Source organism: Thiofractor thiocamini, from assembly GCF_055384375.1.
On the sequence record NZ_AP042389.1, the window covers coordinates 1,919,339 to 1,945,457 of the forward strand.

The 26,119-nt window shown below is 29.3% G+C and carries 30 protein-coding genes; all 30 read left to right on the top strand.

The genetic code is table 11. The annotated features are described in order from the left end of the window. Positions 1-9: 9 nt before the first annotated feature. The 30 genes from ACZ47B_RS09760 (at position 10) to ACZ47B_RS09905 (ending at position 26,083) form a co-directional block, all read left to right on the top strand. A complete protein-coding gene (locus ACZ47B_RS09760) occupies positions 10-867 on the top strand; it encodes a sensor histidine kinase (RefSeq protein ID WP_464894339.1) in 858 nt (285 codons plus the stop codon). A 2-nt stretch (positions 868-869) separates the two neighbouring features. Continuing rightward, positions 870-1,535: a 16S rRNA (uracil(1498)-N(3))-methyltransferase gene (locus ACZ47B_RS09765; protein WP_464894340.1), complete on the top strand. Its 666-nt coding sequence runs from the start codon at positions 870-872 to the stop codon at positions 1,533-1,535. 8 nt (positions 1,536-1,543) lie between these two features. Next, on the top strand, positions 1,544-2,572 hold the full coding sequence (gene galE, locus ACZ47B_RS09770) for a UDP-glucose 4-epimerase GalE (RefSeq protein WP_464894341.1): 1,029 nt from the start codon (positions 1,544-1,546) through the stop codon (positions 2,570-2,572). A gap of 44 nt (positions 2,573-2,616) precedes the next feature. Continuing rightward, entirely contained in the window at positions 2,617-2,931 is a 315-nt protein-coding gene (locus tag ACZ47B_RS09775; RefSeq protein ID WP_464894342.1) for a hypothetical protein, read from the top strand. Continuing rightward, positions 2,916-3,575 carry a nucleotidyl transferase AbiEii/AbiGii toxin family protein gene (locus ACZ47B_RS09780; protein ID WP_464894343.1) on the top strand — a complete coding sequence of 220 codons (660 nt, stop codon included), beginning with the start codon at positions 2,916-2,918 and terminating at the stop codon, positions 3,573-3,575. Before ACZ47B_RS09775 ends, ACZ47B_RS09780 begins: the two co-directional genes overlap by 16 nt. 91 nt (positions 3,576-3,666) lie before the next feature. Continuing rightward, entirely contained in the window at positions 3,667-3,951 is a 285-nt protein-coding gene (locus tag ACZ47B_RS09785) for a nucleotidyltransferase family protein (RefSeq protein ID WP_464894344.1), read from the top strand. A gap of 111 nt (positions 3,952-4,062) precedes the next feature. Then, positions 4,063-4,311: a ComEA family DNA-binding protein gene (locus ACZ47B_RS09790; protein ID WP_464894345.1), complete on the top strand. Its 249-nt coding sequence runs from the start codon at positions 4,063-4,065 to the stop codon at positions 4,309-4,311. A 53-nt stretch (positions 4,312-4,364) separates the two neighbouring features. Next, complete coding sequence (locus ACZ47B_RS09795; RefSeq protein WP_464894346.1) at positions 4,365-4,652, top strand: nucleotidyltransferase family protein; 288 nt, start codon at positions 4,365-4,367, stop codon at positions 4,650-4,652. After that, complete coding sequence (locus ACZ47B_RS09800; protein ID WP_464894347.1) at positions 4,645-5,085, top strand: HepT-like ribonuclease domain-containing protein; 441 nt, start codon at positions 4,645-4,647, stop codon at positions 5,083-5,085. Before ACZ47B_RS09795 ends, ACZ47B_RS09800 begins: the two co-directional genes overlap by 8 nt. A gap of 21 nt (positions 5,086-5,106) precedes the next feature. Continuing rightward, positions 5,107-5,409: a MarR family EPS-associated transcriptional regulator gene (locus ACZ47B_RS09805; protein WP_464894348.1), complete on the top strand. Its 303-nt coding sequence runs from the start codon at positions 5,107-5,109 to the stop codon at positions 5,407-5,409. A 36-nt stretch (positions 5,410-5,445) separates the two neighbouring features. Further along, complete coding sequence (locus tag ACZ47B_RS09810) at positions 5,446-5,829, top strand: four helix bundle protein (protein WP_464894349.1); 384 nt, start codon at positions 5,446-5,448, stop codon at positions 5,827-5,829. Next, a complete protein-coding gene (locus ACZ47B_RS09815) occupies positions 5,816-7,123 on the top strand; it encodes a nucleotide sugar dehydrogenase (RefSeq protein ID WP_464894350.1) in 1,308 nt (435 codons plus the stop codon). Before ACZ47B_RS09810 ends, ACZ47B_RS09815 begins: the two co-directional genes overlap by 14 nt. Then, complete coding sequence (gene pseB / locus ACZ47B_RS09820) at positions 7,123-8,109, top strand: UDP-N-acetylglucosamine 4,6-dehydratase (inverting) (protein WP_464894351.1); 987 nt, start codon at positions 7,123-7,125, stop codon at positions 8,107-8,109. Before ACZ47B_RS09815 ends, pseB begins: the two co-directional genes overlap by 1 nt. Before the next feature lies 1 nt (position 8,110). Further along, positions 8,111-9,238, top strand: coding sequence for a UDP-4-amino-4,6-dideoxy-N-acetyl-beta-L-altrosamine transaminase (gene pseC, locus ACZ47B_RS09825; RefSeq protein ID WP_464894352.1), 1,128 nt, complete (start codon positions 8,111-8,113; stop codon positions 9,236-9,238). Then, entirely contained in the window at positions 9,231-9,947 is a 717-nt protein-coding gene (gene pseF, locus ACZ47B_RS09830; protein WP_464894353.1) for a pseudaminic acid cytidylyltransferase, read from the top strand. Before pseC ends, pseF begins: the two co-directional genes overlap by 8 nt. After that, positions 9,944-10,849, top strand: coding sequence for a UDP-2,4-diacetamido-2,4,6-trideoxy-beta-L-altropyranose hydrolase (gene pseG / locus ACZ47B_RS09835; protein WP_464894354.1), 906 nt, complete (start codon positions 9,944-9,946; stop codon positions 10,847-10,849). The genes pseF and pseG overlap by 4 nt, the downstream gene beginning before the upstream one ends. Further along, the gene (locus ACZ47B_RS09840; RefSeq protein WP_464894355.1) at positions 10,846-11,487 is read left to right on the top strand and encodes a formyltransferase family protein; all 642 of its coding nucleotides are present in this window, start codon (positions 10,846-10,848) and stop codon (positions 11,485-11,487) included. Before pseG ends, ACZ47B_RS09840 begins: the two co-directional genes overlap by 4 nt. Next, entirely contained in the window at positions 11,474-12,496 is a 1,023-nt protein-coding gene (gene pseI, locus ACZ47B_RS09845; RefSeq protein ID WP_464894356.1) for a pseudaminic acid synthase, read from the top strand. Before ACZ47B_RS09840 ends, pseI begins: the two co-directional genes overlap by 14 nt. 1 nt (position 12,497) lies before the next feature. Then, positions 12,498-13,265: a CBS domain-containing protein gene (locus ACZ47B_RS09850; protein ID WP_464894357.1), complete on the top strand. Its 768-nt coding sequence runs from the start codon at positions 12,498-12,500 to the stop codon at positions 13,263-13,265. Next, positions 13,255-14,136, top strand: a complete 882-nt coding sequence (locus tag ACZ47B_RS09855) for an N-acetylneuraminate synthase family protein (protein ID WP_464894358.1) — start codon at positions 13,255-13,257, stop codon at positions 14,134-14,136. Before ACZ47B_RS09850 ends, ACZ47B_RS09855 begins: the two co-directional genes overlap by 11 nt. 8 nt (positions 14,137-14,144) lie before the next feature. Continuing rightward, positions 14,145-15,296, top strand: a complete 1,152-nt coding sequence (locus tag ACZ47B_RS09860; RefSeq protein ID WP_464894359.1) for a cytidylyltransferase domain-containing protein — start codon at positions 14,145-14,147, stop codon at positions 15,294-15,296. Then, complete coding sequence (locus ACZ47B_RS09865) at positions 15,293-16,159, top strand: NAD-dependent epimerase/dehydratase family protein (protein WP_464894360.1); 867 nt, start codon at positions 15,293-15,295, stop codon at positions 16,157-16,159. The genes ACZ47B_RS09860 and ACZ47B_RS09865 overlap by 4 nt, the downstream gene beginning before the upstream one ends. Continuing rightward, positions 16,150-17,772 (top strand): hypothetical protein, encoded by a 1,623-nt coding sequence (locus tag ACZ47B_RS09870; protein ID WP_464894361.1) that lies wholly within the window; start codon positions 16,150-16,152, stop codon positions 17,770-17,772. Before ACZ47B_RS09865 ends, ACZ47B_RS09870 begins: the two co-directional genes overlap by 10 nt. Next, a complete protein-coding gene (locus ACZ47B_RS09875; protein WP_464894362.1) occupies positions 17,773-19,209 on the top strand; it encodes a lipopolysaccharide biosynthesis protein in 1,437 nt (478 codons plus the stop codon). It abuts the gene before it with no gap. A 1-nt stretch (position 19,210) separates the two neighbouring features. Further along, complete coding sequence (locus tag ACZ47B_RS09880; RefSeq protein ID WP_464894363.1) at positions 19,211-20,560, top strand: surface carbohydrate biosynthesis protein; 1,350 nt, start codon at positions 19,211-19,213, stop codon at positions 20,558-20,560. After that, entirely contained in the window at positions 20,535-21,923 is a 1,389-nt protein-coding gene (locus tag ACZ47B_RS09885) for a DUF6418 domain-containing protein (protein WP_464894364.1), read from the top strand. The genes ACZ47B_RS09880 and ACZ47B_RS09885 overlap by 26 nt, the downstream gene beginning before the upstream one ends. A 165-nt stretch (positions 21,924-22,088) precedes the next feature. Then, entirely contained in the window at positions 22,089-23,462 is a 1,374-nt protein-coding gene (locus ACZ47B_RS09890; protein WP_464894365.1) for a capsular polysaccharide export protein, LipB/KpsS family, read from the top strand. Beyond that, complete coding sequence (locus ACZ47B_RS09895) at positions 23,452-24,264, top strand: glycosyltransferase family 2 protein (RefSeq protein WP_464894366.1); 813 nt, start codon at positions 23,452-23,454, stop codon at positions 24,262-24,264. The genes ACZ47B_RS09890 and ACZ47B_RS09895 overlap by 11 nt, the downstream gene beginning before the upstream one ends. Before the next feature lie 2 nt (positions 24,265-24,266). Continuing rightward, a complete protein-coding gene (locus tag ACZ47B_RS09900; RefSeq protein WP_464894367.1) occupies positions 24,267-25,124 on the top strand; it encodes an NAD-dependent epimerase/dehydratase family protein in 858 nt (285 codons plus the stop codon). Beyond that, on the top strand, positions 25,121-26,083 hold the full coding sequence (locus ACZ47B_RS09905) for an MraY family glycosyltransferase (RefSeq protein ID WP_464894368.1): 963 nt from the start codon (positions 25,121-25,123) through the stop codon (positions 26,081-26,083). Before ACZ47B_RS09900 ends, ACZ47B_RS09905 begins: the two co-directional genes overlap by 4 nt. The last annotated feature ends 36 nt before the right edge of the window (positions 26,084-26,119 follow it).

Consider the following 26,119-nt stretch of genomic DNA (forward strand, 5'->3'; position numbering starts at 1 on the left):
AGGTAAGCGGTGGAAAAAGAGCATAAGTGGGTATTGGTAAAGATTTCTCTCTTTTTTTCTTTGTGGATGTTTTTTATATTTACTATCATATACTTTATCATCGATAGGTTTTATCTAAGTGAACATCTTTTTTATCTCATAGGTATAGCAGCTTTTTTGGTTTCTCTTTTTGGCGGATATATGCTGGCACTTTTTTTCTTAAATCCCATATTTCAAACCAACAAATTTCTTGACAGGCTTTTAAAAGATACTCTTCATGAATTAAATATACCGGTAGCCACCATCAAGGCAAATGCCCAAATGATCAAGACAAATCCAGCCAATGAAAAAAATATCAAAAGACTTGACAGGATAGAAAAAGCATGCGAAGATCTTCTGCAGCTTTACAAAGGGATGGATTACTACATAAAAAGAGAAATTGAACAGGTCGATAAAGAAACATTTAACCTCAAAGATGTGTGTCTTGAGAGTATCAAAAAATTTAGAGAGATCAGTAAAGATGTGGAAGTTACGGGAGAATTGGAGGATATAAAAGTAAGAGCCGATAAAACAGGCTTTGTAAAAGTTCTTGACAATCTCATATCAAATGCCATAAAGTACAACAAAAGCGGCGGATATGTAAAAGTGATACTAAAAAAAGATAAACTTATAGTAGAAGATAACGGCATAGGCATGGATTCGAGCGAGCTTTTTAGAGTATTTGACAGGCACTATCAAGCAGATGAGAGCAAAAGCGGGTATGGCCTGGGGCTTAGCATCGTCAAGTCATACTGTGATAAAGAGAAGATTTATATCAACATAGACTCCCAAAAAGGAGTCGGAAGCAAGTTTAAACTGAGTCTGAAAAATATAATGACAGAGGGGTGATAGTGCAGTTTTTATATGATGAAAATGCTTCGCAAAACGAGATAACAATAGCGCAGGAATCATACAGATATCTTTTTAAAGCAAGAAGACACAGAGTAGGCGAGAGGGTGGCTTTGAGAAATTTGGCAGATGATTATATATACTTTTATCGTGTAGAAAATGTATCAAAAAAAGATGCTATGCTTGTTTTGGAAGATAAAAAAGAGTTAGTTGTAACGGCTAAAAGATATCTTCATATAGGATGGTGTATCATCGATCCTAAAACCATAGAAAAAACTCTTCCCATGCTAAATGAGATGGGGGTAGCCAAGATATCGTTCATCTACTGTGAAAGAAGTCAAAAAAACTTCAAGATAAATCTTGAAAGATTGAAAAAGATACTTATAAACTCATCCCAACAGTGTGGAAGAAGTAAGATGATGGAGATGGAGATAGTCGATACTTTAGAAGAGTATTTTAAAAGATACCCAAAAAGTGCTGTTTTGGACTTTGGAGGAAATAGCATAGAAAGCAGTAAGTTTGAAAGCATACTCATAGGATGCGAAGGCGGCTTTAGTGACCATGAAAGAGAACAGTTTACCGATAAAGCAGTCTATAGTTTGGACACACCTATGATACTAAAAAGCGAAAGTGCAGCAATAGCCGTAGCGGCCATGAAGATAATATAGGAGAAAGTTTGAAGATATTAGTTACTGGCGGAGCCGGGTATATAGGGAGTCATACTTTAGTTGAACTTTCAGACGCGGGATATGAATTTGTAGTGTATGACAACCTTTGCAACTCTTCAAAAGTTGCTATAAAAAGAGTAGAAAAAATCATCAAAAAAGAGGTAGTGTTTGTCGAAGGTGATATAAGAGATACAGATAACTTGAGAAATGTTTTTAAAAGATATGATATAGACAGTGTTATTCATTTTGCCGGGCTTAAAGCTGTAGGAGAGTCGGTTAAAAAGCCTTTGATGTACTATCAAAATAATGTTTGCGGGAGTATAACTCTTTTTGAAGTGATGAAAGAGTTTAACTGTAAAAAGATAGTCTTTAGTTCATCCGCTACGGTTTACGGTGATCCTAAAACTACTCCCATAAAAGAGGATTTTCCGGTTGGTGCCACTACCAATCCATACGGAAGAAGCAAATATATCATAGAAGAGATGCTAAAAGATTTGTATAAAAGTGACAACAGTTGGAAGATAGCCATACTTAGATATTTTAATCCCGTAGGAGCTCATAAAAGCGGACTTATAGGAGAAGATCCAAACGGCATACCAAATAACTTGATGCCTTATATCTCCCAAGTTGCAGTCGGCAAAAGAGAGTATCTAAATGTTTTTGGAGATGATTATGATACAAAAGACGGTACGGGAGTTAGAGACTATATACATGTAGTTGACCTTGCAAACGCACATGTAAAAGCATTGGAGTATTTTGATAATTCTCGATTCTCCACTCTCAACTCTCCATTGATACTCAATCTTGGAACAGGTCAAGGCTACAGTGTGCTTGACATGGTAAAAGCTTTTGAAAAAGCAAGCGGAAAAAAAGTACCATATCAAATCACAAAAAGAAGACCCGGTGATATAGCCAAATGTTACGCCGATCCATCCTATGCCAAAGAGATACTCGGATGGGAAGCAAAAAGAGGCGTAGAAGAGATGTGCAAAGATAGCTGGAATTGGCAAAGCAAAAACCCGAACGGTTACAAATAATGGTATAATATATAAGTCCATAACCTAAAATATTTGAGGATCAAATGAAAGAAGTAAACTATGACCGCATTTTAAAAGAGTGTTTTTGGGATTATAATCTTACTAAAGAGGATATAGCAGATACTATAAAAAGTGATGACTATAGAAAGAAAAAAAAGTTATTTGAAAAAATTATATATAATTCAACGGATAGTTTAAAAGATTTACAAATTTTTAGTAAACAGGATTTAAAAAAAATGTTTGAAGATTTGCATATATCATACAATAAAAATTATATCAATAAAAAAGTAAAAGTTTTAAAATATTTGCTTTATGGAGATATGCAAGATATAGAGGATTTACAGTGGAGAAAATTTTAGATTATAAAAAATTGTATGATATTCAAGATAAAGTCTTAAGTGTAATTTTTTCTTTGGAAAATGAGTTTTATCTTACCGGCGGAACTGCTCTTCACAGGTTTTATTATGGTGCAAGATATTCAGATGATTTGGATATCTTTGAAACATTTGGAGAAAATTTTAACGAAAATGTAAAAGAGGCTATGCTTGAACTTGAAAAAGATTTTAAAGTTAAAACTGAAGTTACATCAAAAGATTTTTATAGAATTATAATTGAAGATATTTTGCAGATAGACTTTGTAAATGACAGGGTTTATAGATATAAAAAAAGCAATATTTTTAACAATATAAGAGTAGATAATAAGTTAAATATACTCACAAACAAAGTCAATACCATAATCAACAGAGATGAAGAAAAAGATGTATTTGATCTTTTTTGTTTGGCATTTCATGAAGAGTTTAATTGGGAAGAAGTTTTAAAAATAGCAAATGAAAAGGCTGTGATTCAAAAAGATATACTGATATACAGGTTGAAAACTTTTCCCTTGGATTGGCTGAAAAATATCAAGAAAACAAAAGATATAAACATAACCCAAAATGATATAGAGATTATGTGTAAAGATATAATTGATACAAAGTATAATTCACTATCGATTAGTAATTAATGTTTAAATATAAAATCTTAAGCAAACTTTAGATAAAATTCAAAAATTGAATGCAATATGCTTAATGTATTGATCAATCATCGGAGAAGATATGAGGCTTGAAAAAGAGCAGATAAATGTATTGAAAAACAAATTACGATCTCTTTCTTCAAATGCAGAGCTATATCTCTTTGGGAGCAGAGTAGATGATACAAAAAAGGGCGGAGATATAGACTTGCTTGTAGTTTCTGATGACATTACAAAAAAAGATTTGAGACACTTAAGAGTTGAATTTTTTAAATATTTTGGAGAACAAAAGATAGACATAGTGCTTGATAATGGAGAATTAAAAAGTCCGTTTGTGCGCCATATCATGAAAAAGGCTATCTTGCTATGATAACTCAAAAACTTAAAACAGACGAGGAACTACTATCATTTACAACACTATGACATATATAGAGACAAAGTGCATAAAAAGTACCAAATGATATAAACAGGAGAAGATACAGTGAAACAAATTATTATTTTATTATTTACATTTGTATCGCTTTTTGCACTCGATATAAACAGTGCCACAAAAAAGGAGCTTATCGGGATAAAGGGCATAGGACCAAAAAAGGCAAAAGCCATCTTGCATTATAGAAAAAAGCATAAGTGCTTTCAAAGTGTAGATGAGCTTATCAAAGTCAAAGGCATAGGTAAAAAGTTCATGGCAAAACACAAAGATGAACTTGAAGCAAAAGAGTGTGAAAAATGATAGAAAAATTAAAATCACAAGTCGCTAAAAGATAAATTTAGGAAAATGATACAATGAATACCTCAATTATAGATAAACTTAAAGAATTAAAACCCATACTAAGTGAATGCTATGGTATAGAAGAATTTGCCGTATTTGGGAGTATTGCAAAGGGAACTGACACAAAGGACAGTGATGTGGATATCGCGGTAATAAAATTGAATTTGAAGGATCCTTTTGCACTGCTTGATGCAAAAGAGTATCTTTCAAATATACTGCAAAGGTCAGTTGATATTGGAACTTTAAAATCTATGAAAACTTTTATAAAAAATAGAATAAAAAAAGATTTTATATATGTTTGATGCAAATCAAGTTGGTAGAAATATAGAGCTATTTATTTTTGATATATATGTAGCAATACAGAAGATCAAAAAAGTTTCCGGTGATTTTGATAACGTAGAGAAGCTTGTGTATGATTTTACTTCTTGGGACAGTATTGTAAGGGAGTTTGAGATAATCGGTGAAGCATCAAAGTATCTGCTGAGAGATAAACTTATAAAACAAAATTATAGAAGAATTGTAAATTTTAGAAATCAAATATCACATGAATACTTTGGAATTGACCAAGATATAGTATGGAGCATAATTCAACAAAAGATTGAACCGTTTGAAAATGATATTTTAGATCTTATTTCAAAATTAGAACCAAATTTAAAACAAGAGCTTATTGATTCATTTATAGAAGATAATCATTATCTAGATTTTATTGTAGATAGCTTAAAAAAATTAAGATAAAACATAAAAGGATGCAGATATATGCAACAAGAAGAGTTGACATTATCAGTTTTAAGATATGTGGAAGTTATGCAAAATCAAAAAAAACTTTCACAAAAACTCGGCATTAGTATAGGAAAAACCAACTATGTCCTAAAAGCCCTCATAGACAAAGGCCTTATAAAAGCAGACAATTTTTTTAAAAACAAGAACAAAAATCAGTATAGATATCTGCTAACGGAAAAAGGCATAAAAGAAAAGATAGAATTAACTAGAAAATATATACAAATAAAGAAAAAAGAGTATGATGAGTTACAAAGAGAACTTAGAGGAATTAGCGAATGAGAGTATGGGTAGATGAGTGAAGGAGTAGATAGATTTATGAGTGAGATAAGGACGCATAAGGATTTGGATATTTGGAAAATGTCCATATCGCTAGTTAAAGAAATATATAAAATAACTGAAAAATTTCCAACAAATGAACAATTTGGACTGATAAGTCAACTTAGACGAGCTTCTGTATCGATTCCAAGCAATATAGCTGAAGGCTCTGCAAGAAATAGCAATAAAGAATTTATACAATTTTGCTATATATCTTTAGGCTCTTTATCTGAAGTAGAAACTCAAATTATAGTATCTATGGAGTTAAAGTTTATCAATAAAGAAGTAACAGACAAAATATTAGCCGATATAGAAATCATAAGAAAAAAATTACTAAATTTTATAAAATATTTAAAAAATAGGAACACAAATGCAAGAAAATAACAATCCTGAAGCACCCATCCACCCATACTCTCATACACCCATCCACCCATCCACCAAATTAGCTATAATCGGTCTTGGCTATGTAGGCTTACCATTAGCTCATGCATTTAGCTCAAAGTACAAAGTAGTCGGTTTTGATATAGCTCAGTGGCGTATAGATGAGTTGAGAAAAGGGTATGATAGAACTCTTGAACTAAGTGAGAAGCAGGTAAAGGAAGCTATACAAAACGGTATGGAGTTTACAAACAAACTTGAAGATATAGCTGATTGCAACATCTATATAGTAACAGTCCCAACTCCGATAGACAAACATAAAAACCCTGACCTAACACCACTTGTAAAAGCAAGCGAATCCATAGGAAAAGTCTTAAAACCAAATGACATAGTCATATACGAAAGCACAGTATACCCCGGATGCACAGAAGAAGTATGTGTCCCGGTTTTAGAAAAAGCAAGCGGACTAAAATACATCTCCCAAGATAATTCTCAATTCTCAATTCTCAATTCTCAATTAAACCCAGAGGGTTTCTACTGTGGCTACTCCCCAGAGCGCATAAACCCCGGAGATAAAAAACACACCGTAACAAAGATAAAGAAAGTAACAAGTGGAAGTACCTCCGAAGTTGCCAAACTAATCGATGAACTATATGCAAGTATTATAGAAGCCGGAACTTACTTGGCCTCTTCGATTAAAGTTGCAGAAGCTGCAAAAGTGATAGAAAATGCTCAAAGAGATATAAATATAGCATTTGTCAATGAACTCGCGCTTATATTTGATAAATTAGGAATAGATACAAAAGATGTATTAGAAGCAGCAGGAACTAAATGGAACTTTTTACAGTTTAGGCCCGGGCTTGTAGGAGGGCATTGCATAGGAGTTGACCCATACTATCTTGCGTATAAAGCAAAAGAGATAGGATATCATCCGGAGATCATACTCGCAGGCAGAAGAACAAATGACAACATGGGAATCTTCGTAGCAAATAAAGTAGTAAAACTGATGATCCAAAAAGGACATACTATAAAAGGTAGCAAAGTATTGGTTTTAGGAATTACTTTCAAAGAAAACTGCCCTGACATAAGAAACAGTATAGTCATAGATGTTATACGAGAATTGCAAGAATTTGGTTGCAATGTAGATGTACACGACCCCTGGGCTGACCCAAAAGAAGTAAAAAGAGAATACAACCTTGAACTCTTACCCCATCCACCCATCCACCCATCCACCCATCCGCAAGTTATATTCGATATAAAAGGTTTTTTCGATAAAAATTTAATTGACGGGAGATTGTAATGTTTAATAATAAAAATATACTTATAACAGGTGGAACAGGAAGTTTTGGAAAAAAATATACAGATATTATACTTAAAGAGTATAAGCCAAATAAGATAATTATCTATAGTAGAGATGAATTAAAACAATATGAAATGGCACAAACATATAATAATCCATGTATGAGATATTTTATTGGTGATGTACGAGACTCTAGCAGACTATATGAGGCTATGGATGGAGTAGATTATGTTATTCATGCAGCAGCACTTAAACATGTTCCAGTTGCAGAGTATAATCCTATGGAGTGTATAAAAACCAATATAACTGGTGCTGAAAATGTTATTAAAGCAGCAATAAAAAATAATATTGAAAAAGTCATAGCATTATCAACCGATAAAGCATCAGGACCAATTAATTTGTATGGTGCTACCAAGTTAGCATCCGACAAACTTTTTGTAGCTGCTAACAATATAGTTGGTACAAGAAAAACTAGATTTTCTGTTGTAAGATATGGCAATGTTATTGGTAGTCGCGGTTCAGTAGTCCCGTATTTTAAGCAACTTATTGCCAATGGAACAAAAGAGTTACCAATTACTGATGTGAATATGACAAGATTTTTAATAACTCTTGAAGATGGTGTAAATTTTGTATTAAATAATTTTCAAAGAATGCATGGCGGTGAAATATTTATTCCCAAAATTCCATCAATGAAAATAACAGATTTGGCCAAAGCTCTTGCTCCAGATTTGCCACATAAGGTTATAGGCATAAGACCCGGAGAAAAAATGCATGAAGTAATGATAACGGAGAATGATACAGTAGTAGAATTTAGTGATTATTATGTTATAACACCAACTATACAATTTGTACATAAGGTAAATTATAATATAAATGCCTTAGGTCAAAAGGGTAAAGAGATTGGTATAGGATTTGAATATAATTCTTTAAATAACACAGCGTGGCTGACAAAAGAAGAATTTTTAGAAATGGATAAGAAGTCATAATATGAAATTTATTCCTTACGGCAAGCAATCAATAGAACAAGATGATATTGATAGTGTTGTAGCAACTTTACAATCCGACTATCTCACTACTGGCCCAAAAATAAAAGAGTTTGAAAATGCTTTAAGTGAGTATTGTGGAGCACAATATTGTGTAGCAGTTTCTAATGGAACGGCTGCTCTTCATTTGGCATCGCTAGTATTATTAAAAAAAGATGATAAAGTTTTAACAACTCCAAACTCTTTTTTAGCAACTTCCAATTCTATTGTATATGCCGGAGCGAAGCCTGTTTTTGTAGATATTGCACAAGATGGAAATATTGATCTAGATTTATGTGAAGAAGAGTTAAAAAAAGATTCCACCATTAAAGCTCTTTACGGTGTGGCATTTAGCGGCAATATGCTCAATCAAGAAAAACTGCAATACTTAAAAGAAACATATAATATAATTATACTTGAGGATAATGCTCATGCTATAGGTGCAAATTATAACGGCATTAAAGCCGGATCTTGTACAAACAGTGAGATAAGTATCTTCTCTTTTCATCCTGTCAAGCATTTAACAACTGCCGAGGGTGGAGCGATTACTACTAACTCAAAAGAGCTATATGAAAAACTTCTGATCCTTAGAAACCATGGCATGGTAAAAGCTAGCGGTATGAAACCTTGGGAGTATGAGATGCGAGAACTCGGTTTTAATTATCGCATTACAGATATACAGTGTGCCTTGGGACTTTCTCAGTTAAAAAAACTTCCTTTTTTTATATCTCGTAGAATAGAAATAGCAAAACAATATGATAAAGCATTTAAAAATTCAATAGTTAAACCCCTGTATACTTTTAATGGAAAAACGTCCTATCATCTTTATGTTGTTCAAGTTGATTTCAACTCTTTAAATATTTCAAAAGTAGATTTGTTTAATAGACTAAAAGAAAAAAATATAGGAATTCAACTTCACTATATGCCTATTAACAAGCAGCCATACTACAAAAGTTTAGGTTATGGAAAGGAACATACTCCAAATATGGACAAATATTATGAACAGTGTTTTTCTCTTCCTATGTATCCTTTGCTTAGTGATGAAGAACAAAAATATGTCATAAAAACTTTGATGGAGATTTTAAATGGCTAAAAATGCAATAGCTGTCATCCCTGCTCGTGGTGGAAGTAAACGCATACCAAAGAAAAATATAAAAGATTTTTTTGGTAAACCTCTCATTGCATATAGTATAGAAACAGCTCTTGCTTCAAATCTTTTCAAAAAGGTTATCGTGACTACAGATGATGAAGAGATAGCAAAAATTGCGAAAGAGTATGGTGCGGAAGTGCCTTTTTTTCGTCCAAAAGTGCTTTCAGATGATTTCACAGGAACACAAGATGTGGTCAATCATGCCGTTAAGTATCTTGAAAAGCAAGGAGAGAGGTATGAATATATATGCACTATATATGCAACAGCTCCACTTTTGCAAAAAAAATATCTTATTGAAGGATTTGAAAAACTGAAAAATAGTGATGCTGTGAATGCTTTTAGTGCAACTACGATGCCTTTCCCTATTCAGAGAACTTTTAAAGTAGATGAAAGTGGAAGATGTGAAATGTTTACACCAGAGCATTATATGGCTAGGAGTCAAGATTTAGAAGAAGCTTACCAAGATGCAGGACAGTTTTACTGGACAAATAGAGTAAAAGAAAAACATAGTACCAATAAAATACTTTTTAGTGAAGTAAGTATTCCTATTATATTACCTAGACATTTAGTGCAGGATATTGACACTTTAGAAGATTGGAAACGGGCTGAATATATGTACGAGGTGATAAATAAAGAGAGTACCCAAGCATGAAAAATATCATTTTTAGAGCAGATTCATCTTCTTATATAGGTACTGGGCATATCATGCGTGATTTAGTTTTGGTTTCTCAGTACAAAGATGCAAATATTATTTTTGCGATGCAAGATTTAGAGGGAAATATAAATACTAAAATTTCTGAAGCTGGATATAAACTAGAGATTTTACAAACAGATAAATTTGAAGAATTGAATGAACTGATACAAAAATATCATACAGATATGCTTGTGATTGATCATTACGGCATAAACTATAAGTTTGAGAAAAAACTAAAAGAACAAAATCCCAATTTAACTATAATGGTACTTGATGACACTTATGAAAAACACCATTGTGATATACTTCTAAATCATAATATCAGTGCTGATAAAAAGAGGTATGAAGGTTTAGTGCCAAAAGAGTGTAAAGTTCGATGCGGCAGTAAGTATACTCTTTTAAGAGATGAATTTTATCAAAATTTTCCAGCAAAAACAAAAAATAATCATATAAATGTTTTAGTCGCTATGGGTGGTGCAGATAGTCAAAATTTAAATATAAAGATATTAGATGTTTTACAAAAATTTGACAATATTGAAATACATGTTGTAACAACGACAGCTAATAGTAATCTTTATGAATTAAAAAATTATGTATCAAATAAAGACAACATTGCTTTACATATAAACAGTTCTGAAATTGCAAAACTTATGCACTTAAGTGATTTTGCAATTTTAACTCCAAGTGTTACAGTTAATGAAGCATACTTTATGAAACTTCCCTTTATTGCTGTAAAGACTGAAAAGAATCAAAAAGATATATACGAATACTTAGAAAAAAATAATTTTTCCCCACTTGAGCAGTTTAATAAAAATATACTATACAGTAGAATAAAAAAACAAATTGGGAAACTAAAATGAAAGTTGCTATTCTAACATCACCTAATCAATGGTTTGTCCCTTATGCTAAGATATTGAAAAAGAAAATTAATAATAGTAAAGTTTTCTTTTGTCATAAAGAACTGATGACTAATTATGATGTTGTTTTTATTTTAAGTTATCATAAACTCATACCAATAGAAAGATTAGCAAATAATAAACACAATATAGTTGTTCATGCAAGTGACTTACCAAGAGGCAAAGGATGGGCTCCTATGTTTTGGCAAATTCTTGAAAGTAAAGACAATATAGTTTTTTCTATGTTTGAAGCTTCAAGTGGCATTGATGATGGTGATATCTATATGAAAAAGACCCTTGTGTTAAACGGTTATGAATTAAATGATGAATTAAGAGAGAAACAAGCAAATTTTATAATTGAAATGTGTCATGATTTTTTATTGAATTATCAAAAACTTTCTACTCCTTTTAAGCAAAAAGGAGTAGAAAGTTTCTATAAAAAAAGGACTTCTAAAGATAGTGAATTAGATATTTATAAAACTATAGATGAACAATTTAATTTATTAAGAATAGTTGACAATGAAAATTATCCGGCATTTTTTTATAAAAATGGAAAAAAATATATCTTGAAAATAGAAAAGGCAAATGATGAAGATAGTTAATTTTGATTTGAACAAAGATGGCGTGTATATTATTGCTGAACTAAGTGCAAATCATAATGGAAATTTGCAAGTAGCACTCGATACTATTAAAGCGGCAAAAGAGATAGGTGCAAATGCTGTGAAGCTTCAAACATATACAGCTGATACTTTAACCCTAAATTGTAAAAAAGATGATTTTATCATTAAAGGTGGTACCCTTTGGGATGGTAAAAGTTTGTATGATTTATATAAAGAAGCATATACCCCTTGGGAGTGGCATAAAGAGCTTTTTGAATATGCACGAGAGATAAACATAGATATATTTTCATCTCCTTTTGATAAAAGTGCTGTAGATTTTTTGGAACAGTTTGAGCCATCTGCTTATAAAATTGCTTCTTTTGAGATTACGGACTATGAACTTATCCGTTATACTGCCTCGAAAGGACGGCCAATGATTATCTCAACTGGCATCGCAACCATACAAGAGATTCAAGATGCAGTTGATATTTGTCGCAGTGTTGGTAATGATGAGATAGTTCTTCTAAAGTGTACAAGTGCCTATCCTGCTGCTTTAGAGGATGCCAATTTATTGACAATTCCCAATCTAGCTGAAACATTTGGCGTTGTAAGTGGTTTTTCTGACCATACGTTGGGAACAACTGCTCCAGTGGTAGCAACAACATTAGGGGCAAAAGTAATAGAAAAGCATTTTATACTTGATAAATCCATTGGTGGAGCTGATGCTGATTTTTCACTTGATAAAAAAGAGTTTGCAGAGATGATTCAAGCTGTGCGAGATACCGAAAAACTTTTAGGAAAAGTTGATTATAGCATGACAGAAAAAAAGAAAAAATCAAGACAATTCAGCAGAAGCCTTTATGTGGCCAAAGATATAAAAAAAGGTGAGGTTTTCACAGAGGAAAATGTAAGAAGTGTAAGACCTGGTTATGGATTGCATCCTAAATACTTGAAGGATGTTTTAGGTAAAATTTCTGAAAAAGATTTTGAAGTAGGGGATAGGTTAGATTAAAATGTCATTAAAAAAATATTGGATTTACACAAAATCATCCATATTAGATGCTCTTAAAAAAATTGATGATAATAAACATGGTTTTTTAATAGTAATTGATAATGACAATAGGGTTGTTGGAACAATAACAGATGGAGATATAAGAAGAGAATTAATATCTGGCAAGTTTTTAGATACCGAAATAAGTTATAAAAAAAATTTTGAGAAACTTTTAGTTGGAGATGAATTTGGAGTTATTTGTAATAAGTTTAAATCTGAAAAAATTTCATTTTTACCGATAGTTGATGAAGATGAAAAACTTGTTAATGTATTAACAAAAAAAATTTTTCATACTTTATTGTTACATGATATAAAATGGGATTTAACAAAAGATTTTAGCAATATTAATGAAAATGCAATTGATTTTGAGATTTTTAATCGTCCATGGGGGTTTTATAAAAGCACCTTGATTTCTAATTTTGTACAATCAAAGATAATTACAATTTTTCCAAAAAGTGAACTTAGTCTCCAAAAGCATAGAAGAAGGGAAGAGCACTGGGTAATAATAAAAGGTAGAGGGAAAATAATTTTAGGAGAATCACATATAGAGGCTTATCCAGGAAAATATATATATATTCCAAAAGGCTGTAAGCATCAAATTATTAATGACTCCAATGAAAATATTATATTTTCAGAAGTGCAATTAGGTGATTATTTTGGAGAAGATGATATTATACGTTATGCAGATAAATACGGTAGATTGAAAAAAAAGGAAAAAAATGGCATTTAAGTTTGATTATAAAGCACCAAAAGTTATAGCTGAAATAGGTTGTAATCATATGGGACAAATGGATATAGCAAAAGAGTTAATTGATTTAGCAAAGAAAGCTGGAGCTGGTTATGTAAAGTTTCAAAAAAGAAACAACAAAGAACTTCTAACAGAAGAACAATACAATGCGCCACACCCAGTGCCTGAAAATTCTTATGGGGATACCTATGGAGCACATAGAGAATATCTTGAGTTTAATGTGGCACAACATAAAGAATTAAAAAAGTATTGTGATAATGTAGGAATAATTTATAGTACTTCTGTGTGGGATGTTACGAGTGCAAAAGAGATGATAACTTTTGAACCTGAATTTTTAAAAGTACCATCTGCTTGTAATAATAATTTTGATATGTTAAAAGTTTTAAGGGATGAGTTTAAGGGACAAGTTCAATTATCTATTGGAATGACAAGCAGGAATGAAGTAGAAGAGATAGTAAAATTTTTTGAAGAGACAAATCAAGCGAAATCTAGGCTTCTTATCTATTCTTGTACTTCAGGATACCCTGTTCCAGCAAAAGATGTTTCTTTGCTTGAAATCAAATGGTTGTATGAAAATTATGATCAGAGAGTATGTGAAATAGGTTTTTCAGGACATCATTTAGGAATAGCATTAGATATAGCAGCCTATACCTTAGGAGCAAGATGGATTGAAAGGCATTTTACGAAAGATAGAACGTGGAAAGGTACAGATCATGCTGCTTCTTTAGAGCCGGATGGACTACGAAAACTTGTGCGGGATCTAAACGCTACTTATGAAGCACTCCATTATAAAGAAAAAGATATACTTCCTATAGAGCAAGTTCAAAGAGATAAACTAAAAAATAGAAAGTAAAAAAAAGTATGAATATAGCATTTATCCCTGCAAGATGTGGAAGTAAATCCATACTATTTAAAAATATAAAAGAATTTTGTGGCAAACCATTAGTTTATTGGAGCTTATATGCTTTACAAAACTCTGCGGAAATTGATGAAATATTTGTAGCAACAGATTGTAATGAAATTAAATCTGTTGTAAATAATTTTAATTTATCTAAAGTAAAAGTTTATGATAGAGAAGCTAAAAATGCGAATGATACTGCAAGTACTGAATCCGTAATGCTTGAATTTATAAATAAAAACAATTTTGATGACAATGATATATTTTTATTGGTTCAAGCTACATCACCATTAATACAAACTAAAGATTTTGACAATGCATTGGCTAAGTTAAAAAAAGAAAATGCTGATTCTCTTCTTACATGTGTGAGAGTAAAACGGTTTTATTGGAATGAGAATAGTGAACCTTTAAACTATAATTATAAAAATCGTCCTAGAAGACAGGATTTTGATGGTATGCTTATGGAAAATGGAGCTTTTTATATAAATCGTATAAAAAATATTAAAAAAGATAAAAATCGTTTGAGTGGAAAAATAATTATATATGAAATGCCTGAATTTACAGCAGTTGAGATAGATGAAGAAGATGATTGGTTAATTGCTGAAAAATTAATGCAAAAGTATATATTAGGCAATAAAAAACAATCAAAAAAAATAAAACTATTTTTATCAGATGTAGATGGAACATTAACTGATGCCGGAATGTATTATGGAGAAAATGGAGTTGAGTTTAAAAAATTTAACACACAAGATGGAAAAGGTTTTGAACTTTTGAGAAAAGCAGGCATAAAAACAGGAATTATTACAAGTGAAAAAACAAAAATAGTAGAAAACAGAGCTAAAAAATTAAAAGTAGATTATATTTATCAAGGAGTTGAACATAAAGGTAAGTTGGAAATAGCTGAAGAGATATGTAAAAAAGAAAATATATCGTTAGATGAAGTAGCATATATAGGTGATGATATTAACTGTAGAGAGTTACTTGAATCTGTAGGTTTAGCAGCTTGTCCAGCAAATGGAGTTAATAAAATAAAAAATATACCAGGCATAATCAGACTTAATAAAAGTGGTGGTGATGGTGCCGTTAGAGAATTTATAGAAGAGATATTAAAATGAAAAGAAAGATATTGGTTACGGGTGGAGCAGGATTTATAGGTTCGCATCTTTGTGAAAGATTGGCGAAAGATATAAATAATGAGGTATATAGTTTAGATAACTATTTTACAGGCTCTGAAGATAATCATGTAGATAATGTAACTTACATTAAAGGGAATACTACAGACATTGAAAAGCTTGTAAAATTTACTCCGGATATGGTTTATCATCTTGGTGAATACTCAAGAGTTGAACAAAGCTTTGATGATATTGAGAAAGTTTGGAGATTCAACAAAGAGGGAACTTTCGCTGTTTTGGAGTTTGTTCGTCGAGCCGGATGTAAGATACTTTATGCCGGAAGTAGTACAAAATTTGGAGATGGTGGACTGGGTCGTAATGCATCTCCCTATGCTTGGACAAAAGCTAGTAATACAGAACTTGTTAAAAACTATGGAGTTTGGTTTAATGTCCCCTATGTTATCACTTACTTTTATAATGTGTATGGTCCAAGAGAAATAAAAACCGGTAAGTATGCAACACTGATAGCATTGTTTAAGGAAAAGATGAAAAATAATGAACCTCTTACAATTGTAAGTCCCGGAACTCAAAAAAGAAATTTTACACATATTGATGATATCATTGATGCTTTGATTCTTGTAGGCAATAATGCCTATGGAGATGAATTTGGAATAGGTAGCGAAGAAGCTTATACGATAAAAGAAATTGCTTATATGTTTGGTGGAGATATAGTAATGTTACCTGAAAGGAAGGGCAACAGAATGACTGCAGATGTTATGAGTGAAAAAACTAAAGCACTTGGATGGAAACCTCAAAGGACAATTAAGGAATATATAGAAAAAATGAGGCTTAATAATTGGGAATAGAAAATTTAAGCTCTAGGTTTAGTAGGATATTAGATAAAATACATTATTTGACAGAAAGATTTTATTTAAAATCTGAGATTAAAGAATATATACAGTTGAACAAAAAAAGATTTAAAATTAAAAAGCAACCAAAGTCGAAAGAAATTGTTTTAGTTGATTTTTTAGATTCATATCCAGTAAATGAGACTTATGCGTATATTGTAAATAATTTAATTGTAAAATATGATTGTCAAGTAAAATATTTTAAATTTGATTATGATAAATATGACTTAATGTCTTTTTTTGTAAATAAAAAATTAAAAAAAATTTATGAGTCTTTTAATACAAGACAAGGTTTTTCATATAATTTGTTATATATTTTTTCATCATTAATATATGCATATAAAATTTTTAAAAATTTAAACTCTAAACAAGATATTATAAAAATTAAAATTTATAGTATTCCAGTTGGAGAATTAATATATGATACTTATTTAAGAAAATTCAATGAAAAAACAATAAACATAAATTCAATAAAATTGTACTTAGTAATTTTTCAATCATGTTTAATATTGAAAAGTATCCATGTCTATTTTTCTAAAAATATTATCAAAGCAGTTCTTCCTGGCGATGTGGCTTATATTTTTTCTGGTTTAATTGCTAAGTATGCCATAAAACATAATATTGAAGTATATTCTATTGTAGAAACAGATGGCTTTTTAATTACAAAATTAGAAGATATTAATTATTATAGACGAATGCCTTATTGGGAATATTCACAAATATTTAATAGCCTTAATAAAAAACAAAAAGAAAAAAATCTTTATAAAGCTAAACAACTACTAGAAAATAGGTTAGCAGGAAAAAATGATAGTACATTATCATATATGGTAGGGGAATCTGCTTTTAATAATAAGGCAAAAACTAATCAAATATTATTGAATACTGATAAAATGAAAGTTTTGGTGCCATTACATGATTTTTTCGATAGTCCTCATATATATAGATATATGCTTTTTCCTGATTTTTGGGAATGGATTATAACAACTTTGGATAATGCAAAAAATACTAATTTTGAATGGTATATTAAACCACATCCAAATGCTTTGCCTCAAAATAAAAAAATAATTTTAGAGTTAAAAAATAAATATAAAAATTGTGACAATATAATTTTTATAGAGCCATCAGTATCTAATTTACAATTAATGGAAGAAGGTATCGGAGCAGTTTTTACTGTATATGGCTCCGTAGGACATGAATTTGCTTATAAGGATATCGTTGTAGTCAATGCTGGAGATAATCCACATATCTCATTTAGTTTTAATATTAATCCCCTAAATATAAATGAATATATAAATTGTATTAGATACGTAGATAGATTAAGAGTAAATATAGATAAAAATGAGATATTAAGTTTTTTTTATATGCATTATATTTATTATAAACCATTAGAGTTATTAAGTCCTGTTTATCCACCAAAAAATTATGTCGTTGAAAATAAAATAGATAGACTTAGTAGTAAAAAAAGAAGAATCTTTTATCATAAAAACATTGAAACAGTAAAATTTTATATAAAAAATTATTCTAAAAAACAAGATATTAAAATAAATAATTTTTTAGATGAGGTATTGTAGTTGAAAGAACTTTCTAAATTAAGAAAACAAATTATTTATTCGTACTTGCCTAGAGTTTTAAATTTACTGATTGTCCCTATTCAAGTATCAATATTGACAAAAAATCTATCAGTATCAGAGTATGGAGTACTTACTCTTTTACAGAGTTCATTTGCGATACTTACTTTTATTTTTACTTTAGGCATACAAAAATATTTATCCGTTAAAATCCCAGGAAAAAATACAAATATACAATACGCATATTTTAAATCTTTGTTATTTTTAGAATTATTATTATATATAATATTTGGATCTATATTGTATTTATTTATTAATGATTTGCTTCAGTTTCTTAATATTGAGCAATATAAACAATCAGCAGTGCTTTTTTTAGCCATATATTTTTTTAGTTTACTTTATAATGAACTTGGTAGATTTTTAAATTATAGAAAAATGATTGGTACAAGAGTTTTCTTGGGAGTAGTTGAGAAAGTAATTGAATTATTTACAATAATAATTACCATAAACGTATTACATAAAAATGATATATATCATATTGCGATGGCATATTTAATATTATATGTTTTAATGACAATTTTATATTCTTTTTTTTCAATCAACTATTCAGAATTTACTAAGACAAAAACTAGAAAAATAGTTGTTAAATATGCTATTGCATTTGGCATTCCATTAGTTATCTCAGATATTTCATGGAGGTTAATGCAAAATGTAGATTTTTATTTTTTGGCAAGTATGAATATGAAAGAAGACTTGGGTATTTATTCTTTTATAGCAAAACTTCTAAATTATATCTATTTAGCCGGTTCTCCAATTATTTGGGTAGTGTATCCATATTTAACTGCAGCATTTAATCAAAAAAAAAGAATGGATAAAAAAGTATATTTTTTTATCAAAAGGCAATATAAATATTCTTTTTTATTTTTAACATTTTCAATGGGAATTTTACTGATAAATTTAAATTTTTTTGTTTTACTTATATCAAAAAAAGAATATTTATCTTTGACCAATGCTTATTACCTATATGCCATCTATCCTATATTGCTAACAATAATGTATATACAACAACAAATATTACTATTAAGTGGTAGAACCAAATATATTGGAATGGTTTATTTTATTGGTTTAAGTTTAAATATTGTTTTAGATTATTTATTGATAAGCTTGTTCGGTATTTACGGAGCAATAATTGCAACTATTGTTGCTACTGTATTTATAATTTTAATGCAAAATAGATATACGATTTCAATAAATATGAAAATTTTAGTATTCCCTTTTATAATTCTTTTTATTGTTTTTGGAGTACATTTCTATGTAGAGGATACTTTTTTTGCAAATGTTATATTTATAGTTATATATATGTTGTTTGCATATTTTCTAAAAATATTGAACATTCAAGAAATTAATATGTTTAAGAAAAAAATACTAAAAGGTAAATAATTTGCAAAAAAGAATTTTAATATCCATTGATCATAAATGGAGAGATTTGCCCGGATATGTTTATCTTGGCATATTATTGGAAAAACAAAATTTTCAAGTAGAATATTGTAGAAATGGTCTTGAAAAGTTTTATATACAAGGGTTTAGACCTCATATAGTGGTCATAAACCATTTGTATGATAAAAAAAGACAAGAATATTTTAAAAAGGTAGCAAATTGGGGTGTAAAGGTTGTTATACTTCCAACTGAAGGTATCCCTACCTTGGCAAAATATAGGGAATTTGCAGCGGGAGTTGATAATGATTTAAGTTCTGTAGCACTTCACTTTTTGTGGAATAAACCCATGAAAGAAGTAACAGCTAAAAATAAAACTATATCAGAAGATAAGCTTAAAGTTGTTGGAGTTCCTCGATTTGACTTTTACAAAGAACCTTTAAGTAAAACACTTATTTCAAAAGAAGAATTTATAAAAAAATATAATTTAAAAGAAAATTTACCGATAGTTACTTTTGCTACAAACTATACACAAGCACAATTCGCAGTTCAAAATCAGGAATTTTTTAAAAAAGATGGTGATACTTTAGGATATAGCAAAATTATGGAAGAGTTTGAAGATGAAGAAAGTATTCCACAAAAAGATTTTAAATCAAGGGGTATAGCAGTAAAAGCTTTCGTAAAATTGGTAAAAGAATTTAAAAATGTGAATTTTATACTAAAGCTTCATCCATCAGAAGAGCATACATATTATTTTAATTTATTAGAAAATGAGCTAAAAGAGTACAAAGACAGGGTTGTCGTGATAATTCAAGAGTATATTTGGGATATATTATCTGTTACAGACATAGAACTAAAACGCTCATGTACTACAGGGATAGAGAGCTGGATATTAGGTCACTCTACAATAGAAATGAAACTAAATCCAAATGAATGGTATTATTCTCCTGAGCATGTAGTAGGTAGTGATATAGTTACTTCTTATGATGAACTAAAAAATGTAATTAAAGATTATTTAAATGGTAAAAGTATAAGTAAAAAAAAACAAGAAAAGAGAGAAGATTTTTTAAAGACTTGGTGCTATAAAGTTGACGGTAAATCTACAAGTAGAGTTGTTGATGAATTAATAAAAGTAAATGTTGAAGAGTTGAATATAAAAGTAAATATAAAACAATTAATTATATGTTATTTTCTACAATATGGAGATAATAAGATACATGATATTAAAATTTATGGATTAAAATCTTTTTTAACAAGAAAAAAAATAGATAAACTTGGAAGAATAGATAAGTATTTTAAAAAGGTAGATTTGAAAATATGGAGATTAAAAATTGATTCAATTTATTACAATAATTAGTATAATTATTTATATGTATATAATTTTAAAATTGTTTAAAAAGACTCCCTTTTATATTGTAATGTTTTTTAGCATTATCTTATTGTCGTTTTGGAGAATTGTATCTTCATTTTATATTGAATTGCATGATAGACTATATTCAAGAGAAATATTTGATTATATAACTTTGCATCATGGTTCAACTATAATTTTAATTTCTTATTATTTCTTATTATTCTCTATTATTTATATTGTTTTTAGTGGAAGAGAACTAAATAGATTAAGTATTTTAAAAACAAAATATTTGAAAAAAGATATTTCTTTTTGTGGATTCCCTTTATATTATTATATTTATATATTTTTATTATGTCTTGTGCTAATTTTATTGATAGATATTATTAGGTTTGGGCATAGAATTCCTTTGTTGTCTGGAGTAGAGAGATATGATTTTCAGCATACATTATTGATGTCTTTTTTTTTAAAATATCAATCACTCATATTTATATTTTTAGGAGTATCTTATTATTATGCACATACTAATTTAAGAGTTAGACTAAAAAAGAAAATAATTTATACATTATTTCTTTATATGTTATATTTATTACTTTTAGGGAATAAATTTTCAGCATTTTTTATTAATTTTAGTTTTTTTATTTTGCCAATTGCATTAATTTTTTTGGATTATAAATGGAATAAAAAATTATTAAATAGTTTAATTAAATATATTACTATTAGTAGTAGCATATTGTTTTTCTTTGTTTATGTAAAGTTTAGTTATATTGTTAATGAACGAGGAAAAAGCATTATAGAAGCTAAAGATGATGTTATAGAAAGAATTTTTGTTCAGCAAAATGAATTGTTTTCTCATGCCTTTCATAGACTGTTTATACTTAAACATTACAATTTTGAAGAAGCTATTTATAATATATTTATCAATAAATCACATCTTCCTGGTACAAATACATCATTGCATTATATAATGTATCAGGAATTACCATATAATAATTATATGAATGTTCACCAACAATATACTGGAGCTTTTCCTCAGATTATAATAGAGATGTTTGGTGTTTATGGATCCTATGTAATATTATCAATAGTGTATTTAATAATGTCATTTTTGCTTATAATATTCTATAAAGCTATATTAAAAAAGCATTATATGACTTTAGTTTTTGCTGCATTTGTTGTTCAGCCATTTATTATATTTACATTAAGTGGTAAAATGATTTTTCTAGTTCAATATAAATATTATTTAAAAGTATTATTGTTGATTATATCAATATTATTTGAAGGTAATTTGTATAAATATATAAATCTTAAAAATAAAAAAAACAATCCTGTAAAAAATAACTTAAAGGGAGAGAAGAAACTAAAAAGGTAATAGTCTAGTAACAAAAATGATTAAACAAATGAAAATTTGTTTGACAATGGTAAGGGGTAGCCATTTTAAATGACTATATGATTGTTTATCAAAAACTAAAGAATCACTATCAAATTACTACTTCTTTTGGATGTAGCAACTGATAAATTTATTATAAGGATATAAATGAAAATAATATTTACAACTTTAGCTATGAATCAAACTATATTTTTTGTTGGTTTAGCTAAAGAATTACAAGTGAAAGGTTATGATGTATACATAATTGCTTTTCATGAAGATAGTTGTATTTACATTGAAGAAAATAATATAAGAGCTTATAATATTTTTTCTTATGTAAATTATATAGAAAATATTGATGAAAAGTTTAAAAAAAATGTAGAACTTTATAAAATAAAAAATCCAAGTTTGATTTTAAGCCATGAAAAAGTTGCTTTTAATATAAAGGATGATACAGATATTATGCAAAAATATAATAATTATTTTTATGCTTTGGAAAAAATATTTAAAGATATAAGAAAGCAAGGAAATGAAGAGATAATTGTTTTTCAAGAATTAGGAGGATTTAGCTCTATACTGTCAACATACTTTTACGCACTAAAAAATAATATAGATAATATTTTTATAGAACCATCATTTTATAGAGGCAGAGTTTTTTTTATTAAAAATTCTTTAAAATCAATTAATATTCCAAATAATGAAATCAAGCCAATAAGCAGTGATGTAAAAGAATATTTGTATAATACACTAAATGAAAAGAAGATTGTGATACCTACAAAAGATAGAGAGGGATACAAGAGTCCTATAAATAAGATTATCAATCTTCATAATTTGAAAAGATTTACTCAAAAGATTTACTCAAAACTTTTATTAAAAAAGAAGGAAGAATTTTCATATATTGGGCATCATGTCAAGAAACATATAAAAATGCTTATTAACCAAATACTCTTAAAAAACTATTATCAGGATATTCCAAATGATAAATTTATTTACTTTCCAATGCATGTGCCGAATGATGTTGCTTTAACTATTAGATCGCCTGAATATTTAGATCAATTAGGATTCATCTATTATATTTCTAGGAATCTCCCGCTAGGATATAAGATAGTCATAAAAGAACATCCAGCAATGTTGGGCGATATTGATAGGTCAAGAGTTGTTCAATTGTTAAAAAATGATAAAAATATAGTATTGTTAAAGCCTGATATTAATAATTTTGATGTATTAAATAAGGCTGCTTTGATTATTACTATTAATTCAAAGGCTGGAGCAGAAGCTATACTAAATAAGAAAAAAGTTATTGTTTTGGGCGATGCATTTTATGATAAGTGTAAAATTATTTATAAAGTGAAAGCACTAAGTGATCTTTATGAAAAGATGGTTCAACTTTTAAAAACTGAATATAAAAATAATGATGAAGAAATATACTCATTTTTTCAAAATGTATGGGATAAATCTTATTTTGGTGATTTATACTTTGATGATAGTGAAAATTATAAAATATTCAGTAGATCATTAATGGATTATCTAAATGAGCATTAAACCATTAGTTACTATTATAACACCGAGTTACAATAGCAAAAAATATATTATTGAAACGATAGATTCTGTTTTAAATCAGACATATACTAATTTTGAAATGTTGATTATTGATGATTGTTCTAATGATGGTTCATATGATTTGATAAAAAATTATATTAAATATGATGATAGAATTAAACTGTATAGATTGGAAAAAAATAGTGGATGCCCTGCAATTCCAAGAAATTATGCTCTAAAGCTTACGAAGGGTGAATATATTGCTTTTTTGGATTCGGATGATATTTGGCACAATCAAAAGTTAGAATTACAAATAGAATATATGCTGAAGTATGATATTGGTTTTACTGCAAGTGAGATAAAAATATTTCATTATAAACAGGAGATAGAAAAAGAAACTTCTTTATTGGTTGATTCAAATGCTATACTAACAAGAAAAATAAGTCACAAAAACTTAATTTATAAAAATATAATACCAAACTCTTCAGTAGTACTAAAAAAAAGTATTCTCAAAAATTTTCTTTTTAATGAAGATCTAAAATATAAAGCAATTGAAGATTACCATATGTGGCTAAGGGTTTTGCAAGAACATGATTACTGTTATAAATTTTCCAATCAACTTTTATTTTATAGAATCGCAGAAACATCTATCTCTAAATCAAAATTTGACATGTTCAAAAAACATATTATGCTCTATGAAAATTATAAGTATAAAGGAAAAAGTTTGGGATCTAAAAAATTTTTATATCTTTTAAGCTATATCTATTTTTCTTTCATAAATAAAGTCATAAGAAAAAGAGTTTAGGTATGAAAAAAATTTTAGTAACAGGAAGTAATGGTTATTTGGGAAGTAGTTTCATAAAAAAATACCCAAGTAAGTATGGGTTTGAAAAATTTTCATTATTGAATGAAAAGATAGAATGTATAAAATTTGATGATATAAATACTGTTTTGCATTGTGCAGCGCTTGTACATCAGAAGAGAGATTATCCTTATGAGAAATATCATGAAATAAACGTAGATTACCCTGTAAAACTTGCACTTATGGCAAAGAAACATGGGGTAAAGCAGTTTGTTTTTTTAAGTACCATTGCTGTTTATGGTGAAGATAAAGAAAGATTAAATGAAAATACAAAATGTAATCCAATAACTCCCTACGGTAAAAGTAAGCTAAAAGCGGAAATAGAACTTAAAAAATTAGAAGATGACAACTTCAAGGTATCTATTATACGACCGCCGATAGTATACGGGTATAAAGCACCAGGAAATATGAGAAGCTTAGTTAATTTGGTAAAAAAGGTACCTATCCTGCCTTTTGGAGATATCCAAAACAGGAGAAGTATGGTTTATGTGGGTAACTTGTGTCATTTGATAGATGAGGTTATAGGGCAGGAGGAAGACGGTATTTTTTTAGCCGGTGATGATGTGACGGTGAGTACAACAAGACTTATAGAGCTTATAGCGAAGAATTTGGATAAAAAAGTATTGTTAGTTAGGATTCCTTTTTTTGAAAGTTTTTTAAAGATAGCCAAGCCATCGTTTCATAAAAGACTTTTTTGCTCGCTTGAAGTGGATATAAGTGAAACAAAAGAGAAGCTGGGCTTGAGCAATCCCTACTCCCTTGAAGAGGGCATAAAATATATGATAAAAGGTGAAGATTTATGATATATCTCCTATTGTTTGCCTCATCTTTCATCCTTACTTATATGATAAAAAATTTAGCACAAAAAAAATCATTACTAGCCGAAGTAAATGAAAGAAGCAGCCATGATGTACCTACTCCCCATGGTGGGGGTATAGCTATAGCCATTACATGGTTTCTGGGACTTGTTTATTTTTATATGAAAGGCGAAGTGGATGAGAGGCTTTTTTATGCTTTGATGAGTGGTATTGTTATATCCGCAGTTAGTTTTTTTGATGATTTGTACGGTTTGAGTCCAAAAACTCGTTTGATAGCTCAGAGTATAACCGCTTTTTTGGGATTGTATTTTCTTGGTGGGTTAGATAGTATAAATTTGTTCATATTTGACATAAACAGTCATATCTTTACGAACCTGTTTGCTTTTTTTATGACAGTCTGGTTTATCAATCTATATAATTTCTTGGACGGCATAGACGGATATGCCGGCAGCGAAGCTGTTTTTTTGGGTGTAAGCGGATATATTCTTTTTGGAGGAGTGCATTTTTTGGTGCTCATTGTTTCGGTTTTGGGATTTTTGTTTTGGAATTGGCACAGAGCGAAGATATTTATGGGAGATGTGGGAAGTACACTTCTTGGGTATACCGTAGCGGTATTTACCATATACTACGCCAACATCCAAAGTAGTAACTTTTGGGTATGGATCATTTTATTTGGTCTTTTTTGGTTCGATGCTACTTTGACACTTTTTAGAAGATATAAAAACCGTGAAAAACTCAGTCATGCCCATAAAAAACATGCTTATCAAAGAGCAGTTCAAGGAGGTCTCTCCCATAGTAGGGTCGTTGTCATATCTATAGTTGTAAACATAGTATTGCTTTGTTTGGTAAAGTTTTCTCCAAGCCTGCCTTTGGCACTTTCTCTATCTATCTTGCTACTGTATGGTATGACTAAGCTATGTGATCGAAGAAAGAGTTTTTCATGATTTATATGCTATAATGTTATCAAACCAAGAGAGCAA